Here is a 12,363-nt window from a genome sequence, read left to right on the forward strand (position 1 = left end):
ATATGGCAGGGAACCACATGGTGAGGGTCACCCGCTTCTGGAATGCTGAGATCTGCGGCACCTTTCAGGAAGCCCGCCCATCCCATTTTCTAGGAGTTATTCACAATGTCGTGTGCGCACGCAGCGGGTATCCGTCCCGCAACTTTCGGCGTCCTCCGTCTGCCGCGGAGCGTCGTCGTCGGCGCCCAGCAGCGCTTCGCCGTCGCCGATATCGCAGCCGAATTCGGAACCAACGTCCTCATCTGCACCGATCCGCGGCTGGCCGTCTCCGAGGACCTCTCGGCCCTGGTCCGTAGCCTCGAAGACAAGAACCTGACCGTCCGGGTCTACGGCGACACCCAAGCGGAGCTGCCGGTGCCCGGGATCGTGGCCTGCGTCGAGGAGCTCAAGGGCCAGGAGATCGATGTCATCATCGGTTTCGGCGGAGGCAGCTGCATGGACATGGCAAAGGTCGTCTCCGTGTTGCTCACCCACGGCGGCAAGCCCAGCGATTATTACGGCGAGTTCGCCGTCCCCGGCCCCGTCAAGCCGGTCATCGCCCTGCCCACCACGGCGGGCACGGGTTCCGAAGCCACGGCCATCGCCGTCGTCTCCGATCCTGACCTTGGCATGAAAATGGGCATCTCGAGCCCCCACATCATCCCTTTCGCTGCGGTGTGCGATCCCGAGCTCACCTACTCCTGCCCGCCGTCCCTGACGGCCGCAACCGGCGCCGATACGTTCGTGCACCTGGTGGAGTCCTTCACGGCCATCACCCGGGAACCGACCTCCACGCTGGCAAGCGAACGGGTCTTCGTCGGCAAGAACATCCTGACGGACTCCATTGCCCTGAACGGCATCGGACTCGTGGGCCGCAGCCTGGTGACCGCCTACAAGGACCCCGAAAACACCGAGGCCCGGGCCGGGATGATGCTCGCCGCACTCTACGGCGGGGTGGTCCTCAGCAACGCCGGAACCGCGGCGGCACACGCCATCCAGTACCCGGTAGGCGCCCTCACCCACACTCCCCACGGCGTGGGCGTCGGCCTTCTGCTGCCCTACGTTGTCCGGCACAACTTCGAGGCCATCCAGCCGCAACTGGCGCAGATCGCTGAAGCCCTGGGGCGCGACATCCGCGGGCTGGACACCCGTGCTGCCGCCGCCGCAGGTGTTGAGGCCATCGATGAGGTCATCGCAGCCATCGAGCTGCCCCCGACGCTGCAGGACCTTGGGGTGCAGGAAAGCGACCTCGCCCAGATCGCCAAACTGTCGCTGAACTCCAAGCGGCTCATCGACAACAACCCCGTGCCGCTTGACCTCGACGCCGTCACCTCCATCGTTTCCGCCGCCTACGCCGGCGACCGCATCATCCGCTGATCAGCACTTAAGGACCACTGATGACCCTTCTTTCAATCTCTGAACCGCTCGACGTCGACGGCCTGACGGTGCCCCGCCAGCTGCTGGTTGCCGGGAAGTGGCAGGACGCCAGCAACGGTGACACCGTCGAGGTGATCAACCCCTCCGATGCTTCCGTCATCACCGACATCGCAGACGCCGATGTCGAGGACGGGCTCGCCTCCGTCGACGCCGCCGCCGCAGCCTTCCCGGACTGGGCAGCGACCCCGCCGCGCCGGCGGGCTGAAATCCTGCGCCGCTGCTTCGACCTGATGACCGAGCGCAGCGAGCAGATCGCCCGCCTCATCTCCCTCGAAAACGGCAAAGCTCTCAGCGACGCCCGCGGCGAAGTGGCGTATGCCGCCGAATTCTTCCGCTGGTACGCCGAGGAAGCGGTCCGGATCATCGGCGATGTGTCCGTCTCGCCGTCGGGCGCCAACCGGATCCTCGTCCAGCACATGCCGATCGGCGTCTGCGTCCTGATCACCCCCTGGAACTTCCCGGCGGCCATGGCTACCCGGAAGCTGGCGCCGGCGCTGGCCGCCGGCTGCACCGCAGTGCTCAAGCCGGCCACGCTCACGCCGCTGACCACCCTGGCGATCGCCCAGCTGATGATCGACGCCGGTGTCCCGGCAGGCGTGGTGAACATCATCACCACGAGCAAGACCAGTGAAGTCATGACGCCCATCCTCGCCGACCCCCGGGTGCGCAAGCTGTCCTTCACCGGTTCCACCAGCGTCGGACGCCACCTGCTCCGCCAGGCCGCCGACAACGTCCTCAAATGCTCCATGGAACTAGGCGGCAACGCCCCGTTCCTGGTGTTCGATGACGCAGACCTGGACCTGGCGCTCGAGGGCGCGATGGTAGCCAAGATGCGCAACGGCGGACAGGCCTGCACCGCGGCGAACCGGATCTACGTCCAGCGCGGCATCCACGACGAGTTCGCCCGCCGGTTGGCCGAACGCATGGGCGCCATGCGGGTGGGCCCAGGCACCGATGCCAGCACCGAAGTTGGACCTTTGGTGGATGAGGCCAGCGTCCGCAAAGTCGACTCGCTGGTCCGCGACGCGGTCAGCCAGGGCGCACGGCTCCTCGCCGGCGGCCAGGCCGTCGACGGCGCCGGGTACTACTACCCGCCCACCGTCGTGACCAACGTGCCGCTTCAGGCCCGTATGGTCACCGAGGAAATCTTCGGACCGGTGGCCTCGGTCATCCCCTTCGACACCGAAGAGGAAGTCATCGCAGCCGCAAACGACTCCGAGTACGGCCTCGCCGCGTACGTGTTCACCGAGGACCTCCGCCGGGGGCTCCGGGTCTCCGAGCGCATCGAAAGCGGAATGGTGGCCCTCAACCGCGGACTTGTGTCAGACCCCGCAGCACCGTTCGGTGGCGTAAAGCAGAGCGGCCTGGGCCGCGAAGGTGCCCACCAGGGCCTGCTGGACTTCACCGAAACCAAATACATCGCCCTCGACTGGTAGCACTGCCGGTCCCACCGTCTCCATCCGAAAGAAAAGATTAATGACGATCTCGAACACCCAAGCCAAGGCGAAGACGCCGTGGCGCGTTCCCCTCGCCAGCTTCATCGGCACCACCATTGAGTGGTATGACTACTACATCTTCGGCCTGCTCGCCGCGACCGGTGTCTTCAGCCGCCTGTACTTCCCGGAACAGGATCCGGCCACTGGCCTGCTGATGGCATTTGTCACCTACGCGGTGGGCTTCGTTGCCCGCCCGTTCGGCGGCATGTTCGCCGGCCACTTCGGTGACAAGATCGGCCGCAAGCCGATGCTGGTGCTCTCCCTGCTCATCATGGGTTTCGCCACCCTGGCCATGGGAATGCTGCCCACCTACGCACAGATCGGCGTCTGGGCTCCCATCCTGCTGACCGTCCTGCGCCTGCTGCAGGGCTTTGGCGCCGGAGCCGAGTGGGCCGGCGCGGCTGTCATCTCCATCGAACACGCCCCTGCCGGACGCAGCGGATTCTTCGGTAGCTTCACCCAGATGGGCGTCCCGGCAGGCATGCTGCTGGCCAACTCCAGCGTCCTTGCCGTCAAGGCAGCCGTCCCGGCAGCCGAGTTTGACGCCTGGGCCTGGCGCCTGCCGTTCCTGCTCAGCGTCATCCTGATCGTGACCGGCATGGTGGTCCGCAATAAGCTCGAAGACTCCAATGACTTCAAGGAACTCCTGGCGGCCAACGAGACCGCGAAGAAGCCGCTGGGCGAGGCCATGAAGAAGGAAACCAAGGGCATCTGGCTGGTCGTCGGAATGCGCCTGGCCGAAAACTCCGCGTTCTACCTGTACACCACCTTTTCCGTGGTCTACATCATGAAGACCTTCGGTGCTGAACGCGCCAACCAGGGCACCATGTCCGTTCTGATTGCCTCCGCCATCGGCGTCTTCGCCGTCCCGCTGTGGGCAATCCTCTCCGACAAGATCGGCCGCAAGCCGCTGTACCTGTTCGGTTCCATCGGCGGACTCCTGTTCTTCCCGCTGTACTTCGTCATGACGGATACCGGCAGCGCACTGCTGGCAACGCTGGCCATCATCATCGGGCTCGCAGTCTTCCACAACTCAATGTACGGCCCCCAGGCCGCGTTCTTCGCGGAATTGTTCTCCACCAAGCTGCGCTACAGCGGCGCGTCCATGGGCTACCAATTCGGCTCGGTCCTGGCCGGCGGCATCGCACCCCTTGTCGCCGTCGCGCTCCTCACCGCCGGCAACGGCAAGCCGGGCTGGGTCATCCTGTACTTCAGCATCATTGGCGTTATCACCGTGGTCGCCACAATCCTCGCTCCGGAAACGCTTTCGAAGCTCGATCGGCGTATTTCAGCCGCCCAGGAGCTGGACGCAAAAAACGCAGCAACTGCAGACTCCAGCTCTAACTGATACTTACGAAAGCAAGAAAGGCGCCGTCCAGGTCATGAGCCTCCTGGACGGCGCCTTTCTTGGATCAGAACAGCCATGCCAGCGGAACGGCCCGGGCCTCGGGCGCCTTCTCGGTCAGCGCATAGTGGAAGACCCTGCCATCCAGGGTTTCCAGGCCGCCGCGCGCTTCAACCCTGAACCGTTCGTGGCCGGCCACCGCCTGCGCCCACGCATCGGCCTCCTCCCAGTACACCTCATCGGACCGGCGGCCAGGGTGGAGGTGCATGGCGACGGAAATCATCAAGGGCGCGTCCTTGAGGGTGGCGCGTTGGGCGAAGCAGACAACGTCCACGCTGACCCCGTGGGTTACGCACGAAGGTTTGCGGGCCATCGCCGTGGCGGCCCCCTCCACCCCGCCTTCGCGGATCTCCTGCCAGGCCAGGGAATACATCTGGCGGCGGAGCAGGGAAAGCTCATCAGCGCAGGTCGCCTGGATCCTGCGGGTGAGTGTGCCGATCATGCCGTCAGGCTCCTGCCGGGCGCCGGACCCGTCCCCGCGAGCGGGACCTCGCCCCCGTCATGCGACCTGCTCCAGCCGGCGGACGCGCGCTTCCACTCCTTCGAAGTAGCGGCCTTTGAAGAAGAGGAGCGGCTCTGCGCCGTCCCGTGCCCCCAGGGCGCGGACGGCACCCACCACAATGGTGTGATCGCCGCCGTCGTACTCCTGATGCAGTTCGCAATCCACCCAGGCGAGCGCCTGGTCCAGCACGGGGTTGCCCAGGGGTGACTCCGAGTAGTCCACGCCGGCAAACTTGTCGGTGCCGGACCGGGCGAACTGGGCTGCCAGGTGCTGGTGCTCCGCGGGCAGGATGTTGACCGTGAACCGGCCGGCGTTGCGCAGCTGCGGCCAGGTGCTGGAGCTGCGCGCCGGGCTGAAGGTGACCAGTGCGGGTTCCAGCGAAAGGGAAGAGAAGGACTGGCACGTGAAGCCCGCCGGACCATTGTCCGTGGCGGCGGTGATGACGGTCAGTCCGGAAGCAAAGTGGCCCAGGACGTGGCGCAGGCGCTGCGGGGTGAGATCAAAGTGTTCCGTCATGTTCTTTCCTTTCAAGGCCGGTTATTCCAACCAACCACCCGCCGGTGCGCTGTTCAATCCCGGCTGAAACGCACTGACGCCGTAGGCAACATGCGGTCATGGCCCGAAGCATGGAGTAACGAAAAAGGGGCTCGTGACCTGCACTGATGGCGCCAGGCCGGTGTGGGAGAAGCAGAACTGAGGCTGCTCGCCGTTCTTCCGGCGGCCCGGAAACAAGGGCTTGGCTACGCCCTCCTGGCGGAAGGGGCGAATGTGACCGCGGATGGTTTTGAACACCGGCCTGAGCGGGACGTCCACCGGGAACCTGCCGCACCAGCCTCCCTGCGGGCTGCCGCCCCGCAAGGCGCAGACGCTTAAAGCCGGGACAGCGCCGTCGTCTAAATGACACTCCCTGAAGGGCTGCGCAGGGTACGGTGGCCCAATGGAGATGCGCCTTGAGGTTGTCCAGGTACCCGTGTCCGATGTGGATCGGGCAAAGTCCTTCTACACCGAGCAACTGGGCTTCGTGCTCGACCACGACGTGGAACACGTTCCGGGAATGCGGGTGGTGCAGCTGACGCCCCCGGGCTCGGCCACGTCGATCGTTATCGGCACCGGGATGACCGCCATGGCGCCGGGCAGCCTCGAGGGACTCCAGCTGGTGGTGCCGGACATGGGTGCAACCCGCGACGAACTGGTCCGCCGCGGTGCGGACATCAGCGAAGTCCAGGACATGGGTGGCGTGCTGTTTGCCCAGTTCGCCGATCCGGACGGCAACCGGTGGGTCCTCCAGGGCGCCACGCCGCCGGATGTCAGGGATGCGCACCTGTAACGGCTCCTGAGCAGGGGACCGGCCAATCCGGCGGTCAGCTGCGCGGCAGTCCGAGGGCCCGGCTGATCACAGCGTCGAACTGGCGGTCGCCGAGCAATCCTCGTGCAGTGATCAGCGGTTTGGCGCCGAAGCCCATCGCGTAGCGGGTCTTGGGCTTCGCGGCGGTCACCGCCTTCCCGATTGCGTCCGCCACCACCGACGGCGGGGAGTTCCGGTTTCCGGCCGACTCCGCCCGCAAGGTCCTGGCCACAGCTTCGGCCTGCGCCGCATACGGTCCGCGCCCGGAGGTAGCCTCAAGATTGTCCGCCGCGATGCCACCCCACTCAGTGGCGATGCTGCCGGGCTCAATAACCACCACATCGATGCCGAACGGTTTGACCTCCAGGCGGAGGCAGTCGCTGAGCGCCTCCAGGGCAAACTTCGTCCCGTGGTACCAGCCGCCCAGCGGGGTATAGATCTTGCCGCCCATCGAGGTGACGTTCACGATGGTGCCCGAACCTTGCCCGCGCATGTGCGGCAGGACCAGCTGCGCCAGCCGGATGGCCCCGATGACGTTGACCTCAAACTGCCGCCGGCCCTCATCAATAGGGACATCCTCCAAGGCGCCGTAGGAGCCGTATCCGGCATTGTTGACCAGGACGTCGATGCGGCCGGAATCGGCAATGATTTGCCCGACGCCGGTGCTCATCGAGGCTTCGTCGGTGACGTCCATGGCGAGCGGCCGGATGCCCTCTGCCGCCATTTCCTGCAGCCGGTCCGTGCGCCGGGCCGCGCCGTACACGGTATAGCCGAGGCCCTGCAGCTTGCGGACAGTGGCCTCCCCGATTCCTGAGGATGCTCCTGTTACAAGTGCGGTCTTGGCGGTCATACTCCTAACCTAGGGCGCATCAGCACCAGGTTGCCAGAGCCTCCGCCAAGCCCGCATCCGTACCATCCCCCACCCAGGCGACATAGCCGTCCGGCCGGACCAGGACAGCTGCGGGAGCGGGGACCTCCCCGAGCACCGGCAGTTCCCACTGCCCGTCATAGTGCGCATCCACCAGCTTCACCCGATCCGGCCGCTGCACGTTGTCGAAGACGCCCGGCGCACTAAGGTTCAGCAGCAGCGGCCGCGCCTCGTGCAGCAGCGAATACACCGTCAGCGCATCATTCGCAGTGGCAAGGTCGACGTCGGGCATCCGGCGTCCCAGCAGCGGGTGTCCCACGCCGAGGTCGTAATGGACGTCCAGGCCGGACTGCATCCCGGCGAACTTCCGGCGCGGCTCCTCCATGCCAAGGAGCTCGGCCACCACCTCCCCGGCGGCCTTGATCCGAGGATCCGGGCGGCGCAGCGCACTCTGCGCCATGGTGTTGCGCAGCACCCGCGCCGCCACGGGATGCCGCTCCGCCTGATAGGTGTCCAAGAGGGTTTCCGGGGCGGCCCCCTTGACCACCTGCCCCAGCTTCCAGCCCAGGTTCACCGCATCCTGCACCCCGATGTTCAGGCCCTGGCCGCCGTCCGGGGAATGCACGTGCGCGGCGTCGCCGGCCAGCAGGATCCGGCCGGAGCGGTACGTCGAAGCCTGCCGGGTCATGTCCGTAAACCGGGAAATCCACGTGGGACTGTGGGCCCCGTAATCGGTGCCGCAAACGGCAACCAGTGCTGCTTGGAGATCCTCCAGGGTTGGCTCGGTGGGAGGCCCCACGTGTTCCTCGGTCACCATCACGCCCACCGGCCCGCTGTCCGCGTAGACCACCTTGCCGTCCACGATCTTGTACTCCCGCCGGCCAAAGGAATGGATGCCGAAAGCATTCTGGTGCACGCCGAACTCGGGCTGGCCGGTCATCTCCACCTCGGCGATCAGGGCGCTGGTGGTGGGATCCCAGCCGGGAAATTCAATGCCCGCCGCTTTGCGCACCAGGCTCCTGCCGCCGTCGCACCCCACCACGTAGTCCGCGCGCAGGGTGCCGCCGTCCTTGAGTTGGAGGTCGACGCCGGAACTGTCCTTGGCGAGGCCCGTCACCTCCGTCCCGCGGTAGAACGTCACGGCCAACTCGTCCACCCAACCCGCCAGGATGCGTTCGATGTGGTTCTGCCACAGCCCCAGCCCGTAGGGATGGCGGGTGGGAAAGTCACTGATGTCCAAGCGGGTCATCGCGAACCCTGCCACCTGGGCCGGCTGCCCTTCGGCGATGAACCGCCCGGCGATGCCGCGCTGGTCCAGGACTTCAAGGGTCCGTGAGTGCAGGCCGCCTGCCCGTGCACCTGCCAGCTCCTGGCTGGGGCGCCGCTCCACAATGGCTGCATCAACTCCCGCGAGCGCCAACTCCCCTGCCAGCATCAACCCCGTGGGGCCGCCACCCACAATCACTACCGCGTGCTCAGACATCGCTTGCTCCCGTTCTCTCCGGTTGAGGCCTCGTCGATTATCCGGCCCCTACCGGGCCTTGCGGCAAGCCCCACCTGGGGCGATACATTGGAAATGGAAGGAGTGCATCAGCCTCCGCTTCCGTCTGCCGTTCCACCCGGTCAGGCTTACCGGCAAAGGAGCAGGCGTGGACACCCGCAAACTCAAATACTTCCTCGCCGTGGTGGACCATGACGGCTTCAACCGGGCGGCGGAGCACCTGCTGATCGCCCAGCCCTCGCTCAGCCAGACCATCGCCAGCCTGGAGAAGGAACTTGGCGTTCCGCTGTTCCACCGCATCGGACGGCGGGCGGTACTCAGCGAAGCGGGGAAGGAACTGGTGGGCCCGGCACGGCTGGTGATGCGGGACCTCGACGCCGCCCAGTCCGCGGTCCAGGCACTGCGCGGCATCCGCAGCGGGCGGCTGGACATCATCACCATGCCTTCCCCCGGCATCGAACCCTTGACGTCGATGATTGCGGAGTTCACCAGCCTCCACCCCTCGGTCCGGCTCAATGTCAGCGCCGCCTTTACGCCCGAGGAAGTCATCGATTCCGTCCGCAGCGGCAGCACGGAAATCGGGCTGGCAGGCTCCCCCACGCCCATCCGGGTCCCCGGCGTGGAGGTCCTGGAACTGGAGCGCCAGCCGCTGATCCTCATCGTCAACCCGCAGGCAGACACCTTCCCGGCCGGCCGCAAAGCCATCCAGCGTGAAGACCTCGGCGGCCACCGCATCATCGCCAGCCAGCGCGGTTCGTTGATGCGCTGGCTGGTGGACGATGCCCTGGCGCACGGCGTCAAGGTGGAAATCGTCGTCGAAGTGGCCCACCGGACCTCCATCCTGCCGCTGGTACTCGCGGGTGTGGGCCATGCGGTAATGCCGTCGTCGTGGGCGCCCACGGCCCACAAGGCGGGCCTCCGCACGCTACTCATCGAACCCGTGCACCACCTCGACGTCGCCGTCCTCAGCCGCAAGGAAAACCTCACGCCGGCGGCCAAAGCCTTCCTCGGCGTCGCGGCCCGGCACACGGAAAACCAGCAGCAATAGATAGGCCGTTCCTATCAGGCGTATCGAAACTAAGTCTTGGACGCTGCCTGCCCGCGGGCCGTCTACTTGAAGAGGAAGGGCAGTGTGACCGCGCTAACAGGTTCACTGCAAACACTCAACGAGGAGGCTGGCATGAGCGCCACCCAGAAATTCAGCATCGCATCCATCCCCGCCGACGGCGTTGGCAAGGAAGTTGTTTCCGCCGGTCGCCGGGTACTGGATGCCCTGGCACAGGACTCCAACGGCAAGTTCGCCTTCGACTGGACCGAGTTCCCCTGGGGCTGCGGCTACTACGAAAAGACCGGCCAGATGATGGACCCCAGGGGCCTGGAAGCCCTCAAGGACTTCGACGCCATCTACTTTGGCGCCGTCGGCTGGGAGAACGTCCCGGACCACATCAGCCTCTGGGGCCTGCGCTTGAACATCACCCAGAACTTCGACCAGTGGGCCAACATCCGCCCGGTGAAGTTCCTGCCCGGCATCCAGTCCCCGCTCCGCAAGGCGGACAACACCGAGCTCGACTGGGTTGTGGTCCGCGAGAACAGCGAAGGCGAGTACGCCGGCCTGGGCGGTCGCAACCTGAGCGGCCGCGGCCCCGGCAACGAGGTGGCACTGCAGACCGCGCTGTTCACCGAAAAGGGCTGCGAGCGCATCATGCGCTTCGCCTTCGACCTGGCCCGCACCCGCACCGTGAAGAAGGTCTCCTCGGTCACCAAGTCCAACGCCCAGCAGTACGGCATGGTCCTGTGGGACGAAACCTTCCAGCGCGTGGCCCTGGACTACCCGGATGTGCAGACCGAAAGCGTCCTGGTGGATGCAATGAGCGCCAAGTTCATCCTCAAGCCCGAGGACCTGTCCGTGGTGGTGGCCTCCAACCTGAACGCCGATATCCTCTCCGACCTCGGTTCCGCGCTTGCCGGCAGCCTGGGCCTGGCCGCCAGCGCCAACCTGAACCCGGAGCGCCGCTTCCCGTCCATGTTTGAACCGGTCCACGGCTCCGCCCCGGACATCGCCGGCCAGGGCATCAGCAACCCGATCGGAGCCATCGCGTCCGCAGCCCTCATGCTGGACCACTTCGGCCTGCACCAGGAAGCCCGCCGGGTGGAAGCAGCCATCGAGGCAGCCACCGGCTCCGGCCACCTGACGCGCGACGTCGGCGGCGACGCCACCACGGACGACGTCACCGAGGCGATCATCAAGGCCCTGACCCTGGCACCTGCCGCGGTATAACCCGCTTACCAGACCGTTCGACGGCGGTCCCCCGATCGCCGTCGAACGCTCCCCTTAGTCTTCACAACTTCCAGCGACGTTCCACAATGAGGTAGGAATCATGGATCACATCAGCTCAGCCGGCAGCGCGCGAACAACACAAAACGCGGCCCGGAAAACACGTTGGTACCGGCAGCTTTACTTCTGGGTACTGACAGCGATTGTTATCGGCATCCTGGTCGGCTGGCTGGCACCGAGCGCCGGCATCGCGATGGAGCCCATCGGCACCACGTTCGTGAACTCGATGAAGATGCTCATCGGCCCCATCGTGTTCCTGACCATCGTGGGCGGCATCGCCAGCGTGGCGGACCTGAAAAAGGTGGGCATGACGGGCCTGAAGGCCCTGACGTACTTCCAGATCGGCACCATCTGCGCCATGGTGTTCGGGCTGGTGGCCATCAACATCTTCCGCCTGGGTGACGGCGTCAACGCGGATGCCGGCACCATCAAGACCTCCGACTCCGCCGCGAAGCTGATCGACGCCGGCCAGCACCAGGAATGGTGGCAGTTCCTCACGCACATCATCCCGAACAGCATCGTGGGCCCCTTCGTTGAGGGGGACATCCTGCAGATCATCTTCATCGCCGTGGTGTTCGGCATCGCCCTTAACGCCATGGGCAAGGTGGGCGCACCGGTGCTCGACGGCGTGCAGCGCCTCACCGGCGTGATGTTCAAGATCCTGGGCTTCATCATGAAGGCAGCCCCGCTGGGTGCCTTCGGCGCCATGGCCTTCGCTGTTGGCAAGTACGGCGTCTCATCACTGACCAGCATGGGCGGACTCATCGCCCTGTTCTACGTCACGTCCATCCTCTTTGTGGTGGTGGTCCTCGGTTCCGTGATGGCCTTCCTGAAGCTGAACATCTTCCGGATGATCCGGCACCTGAAGGAGGAGTACATGCTCATCCTGGGCACCTCCACCGCCGAACCCGCCCTGCCCGGCCTGATGCGCAAGCTGGAGCACGCCGGCGTGAAGAAGGAAACCGTGGGCCTGGTGGTTCCCACCGGGTACAGCTTCAATCTCGACGGCGCAGCGATCTACCTCTCCCTCGCTGCCCTCTACATCGCCCAGGCCACCAACACGGACCTGACCATCGGCCAGCAACTGGGCCTGCTCGCCGTGATGCTGCTGACCTCCAAGGGCGCAGCAGGTGTGGCCGGCGGCGGCTTCATCGCCCTGACCGCCACGCTCACCACCATGGGGACCATCCCCGCCGCCGGCATCATGCTCATCTTCGGCATCGACAAGTTCATGTCCGAGTGCCGTGCCCTGGTGAACTTCACCGGCAACGCCGTAGCCACCCTCTTCATCGCCTGGTGGGACCGCACCCTGGACGTGGACCGCGCCCGCCGCGTCTTCGCCGGCGAAACGGTGGAGCCCATGCCGGCCGAGGACCCCATCCATGTTGAGGACGTCGCCGACATCGATGACGACCTCACCGAGTATGGGCACCACGCACCGAAGCACCACGCCGCCACCACCGACCGCCGCCCCGCCTACTCGGAAACCGTCTGA

The 12,363-nt window shown here is 65.9% G+C and carries 12 protein-coding genes; 8 read left to right on the plus strand and 4 right to left on the minus strand.

Annotated features, from left to right (window positions below; all coding sequences use genetic code 11):
• Positions 1 to 105: 105 nt before the first annotated feature.
• Genes QRN11_RS09920 through QRN11_RS09930 form a run of 3 tightly spaced genes read left to right on the plus strand, consistent with a single transcriptional unit; the run spans position 106 to position 4,260 of the window.
• On the plus strand, positions 106 to 1,356 hold the full coding sequence (locus QRN11_RS09920; protein ID WP_285250835.1) for an iron-containing alcohol dehydrogenase: 1,251 nt from the start codon (positions 106 to 108) through the stop codon (positions 1,354 to 1,356).
• Between the two features lie 20 nt (positions 1,357 to 1,376).
• Positions 1,377 to 2,852: an NAD-dependent succinate-semialdehyde dehydrogenase gene (locus tag QRN11_RS09925; RefSeq protein ID WP_285250836.1), complete on the plus strand. Its 1,476-nt coding sequence runs from the start codon at positions 1,377 to 1,379 to the stop codon at positions 2,850 to 2,852.
• A 40-nt stretch (positions 2,853 to 2,892) separates the two neighbouring features.
• Positions 2,893 to 4,260, plus strand: a complete 1,368-nt coding sequence (locus QRN11_RS09930) for an MFS transporter (protein ID WP_142058452.1) — start codon at positions 2,893 to 2,895, stop codon at positions 4,258 to 4,260.
• Between the two features lie 64 nt (positions 4,261 to 4,324).
• On the opposite strand, the gene QRN11_RS09935 is transcribed toward QRN11_RS09930, so the two are convergent.
• Both QRN11_RS09935 and QRN11_RS09940 read right to left on the minus strand, forming a co-directional pair.
• On the minus strand, positions 4,325 to 4,759 hold the full coding sequence (locus QRN11_RS09935; protein ID WP_285250837.1) for a hypothetical protein: 435 nt from the start codon (positions 4,757 to 4,759) through the stop codon (positions 4,325 to 4,327).
• A 57-nt stretch (positions 4,760 to 4,816) separates the two neighbouring features.
• Complete coding sequence (locus tag QRN11_RS09940) at positions 4,817 to 5,335, minus strand: flavin reductase family protein (RefSeq protein ID WP_285250838.1); 519 nt, start codon at positions 5,333 to 5,335, stop codon at positions 4,817 to 4,819.
• A 162-nt stretch (positions 5,336 to 5,497) separates the two neighbouring features.
• On the opposite strand from QRN11_RS09940, the gene QRN11_RS09945 reads away from it, so the two are divergent.
• Both QRN11_RS09945 and QRN11_RS09950 read left to right on the plus strand, forming a co-directional pair.
• A complete protein-coding gene (locus QRN11_RS09945; protein WP_285250839.1) occupies positions 5,498 to 5,692 on the plus strand; it encodes an N-acetyltransferase in 195 nt (64 codons plus the stop codon).
• A 64-nt stretch (positions 5,693 to 5,756) separates the two neighbouring features.
• Complete coding sequence (locus QRN11_RS09950) at positions 5,757 to 6,146, plus strand: VOC family protein (protein ID WP_285250840.1); 390 nt, start codon at positions 5,757 to 5,759, stop codon at positions 6,144 to 6,146.
• 34 nt (positions 6,147 to 6,180) lie between these two features.
• Here QRN11_RS09950 and QRN11_RS09955 read toward each other — a convergent pair whose 3' ends face one another.
• Together QRN11_RS09955 and QRN11_RS09960 are read right to left on the minus strand one after the other, a co-directional pair.
• On the minus strand, positions 6,181 to 7,014 hold the full coding sequence (locus QRN11_RS09955) for an oxidoreductase (protein WP_285250841.1): 834 nt from the start codon (positions 7,012 to 7,014) through the stop codon (positions 6,181 to 6,183).
• 19 nt (positions 7,015 to 7,033) lie between these two features.
• On the minus strand, positions 7,034 to 8,515 hold the full coding sequence (locus QRN11_RS09960) for an FAD-dependent monooxygenase (protein WP_285250842.1): 1,482 nt from the start codon (positions 8,513 to 8,515) through the stop codon (positions 7,034 to 7,036).
• 166 nt (positions 8,516 to 8,681) lie between these two features.
• Between QRN11_RS09960 and QRN11_RS09965 the strand changes: the two genes are divergently transcribed.
• The 3 genes from QRN11_RS09965 to dctA all read left to right on the plus strand — a co-directional run bounded on the left by QRN11_RS09965 (position 8,682) and on the right by dctA (position 12,363).
• Positions 8,682 to 9,581 (plus strand): LysR family transcriptional regulator, encoded by a 900-nt coding sequence (locus QRN11_RS09965; RefSeq protein WP_285250843.1) that lies wholly within the window; start codon positions 8,682 to 8,684, stop codon positions 9,579 to 9,581.
• 132 nt (positions 9,582 to 9,713) lie between these two features.
• The gene (locus tag QRN11_RS09970; protein WP_285250844.1) at positions 9,714 to 10,811 is read left to right on the plus strand and encodes a tartrate dehydrogenase; all 1,098 of its coding nucleotides are present in this window, start codon (positions 9,714 to 9,716) and stop codon (positions 10,809 to 10,811) included.
• 100 nt (positions 10,812 to 10,911) lie between these two features.
• A complete protein-coding gene (gene dctA, locus QRN11_RS09975) occupies positions 10,912 to 12,363 on the plus strand; it encodes a C4-dicarboxylate transporter DctA (protein ID WP_285250845.1) in 1,452 nt (483 codons plus the stop codon).

It is taken from the genome of Pseudarthrobacter sp. fls2-241-R2A-168, from assembly GCF_030209335.1.
Classification (GTDB): Bacteria; Actinomycetota; Actinomycetes; order Actinomycetales; family Micrococcaceae; genus Arthrobacter.

Excerpts from the sequence above, each read along its gene's own strand:
- dctA (WP_285250845.1), top strand. The coding sequence starts at position 10,912 with ATGGATCACATCAGCTCAGCCGGCAGCGCGCGAACAACACAAAACGCG.
- QRN11_RS09925 (WP_285250836.1), top strand. The coding sequence starts at position 1,377 with ATGACCCTTCTTTCAATCTCTGAACCGCTCGACGTCGACGGCCTGACG.
- QRN11_RS09935 (WP_285250837.1), bottom strand. The coding sequence starts at position 4,759 with ATGATCGGCACACTCACCCGCAGGATCCAGGCGACCTGCGCTGATGAG.
- QRN11_RS09930 (WP_142058452.1), top strand. The coding sequence starts at position 2,893 with ATGACGATCTCGAACACCCAAGCCAAGGCGAAGACGCCGTGGCGCGTT.
- QRN11_RS09940 (WP_285250838.1), bottom strand. The coding sequence starts at position 5,335 with ATGACGGAACACTTTGATCTCACCCCGCAGCGCCTGCGCCACGTCCTG.
- QRN11_RS09970 (WP_285250844.1), top strand. The coding sequence starts at position 9,714 with ATGAGCGCCACCCAGAAATTCAGCATCGCATCCATCCCCGCCGACGGC.
- QRN11_RS09950 (WP_285250840.1), top strand. The coding sequence starts at position 5,757 with ATGGAGATGCGCCTTGAGGTTGTCCAGGTACCCGTGTCCGATGTGGAT.
- QRN11_RS09920 (WP_285250835.1), top strand. The coding sequence starts at position 106 with ATGTCGTGTGCGCACGCAGCGGGTATCCGTCCCGCAACTTTCGGCGTC.
- QRN11_RS09960 (WP_285250842.1), bottom strand. The coding sequence starts at position 8,515 with ATGTCTGAGCACGCGGTAGTGATTGTGGGTGGCGGCCCCACGGGGTTG.
- QRN11_RS09955 (WP_285250841.1), bottom strand. The coding sequence starts at position 7,014 with ATGACCGCCAAGACCGCACTTGTAACAGGAGCATCCTCAGGAATCGGG.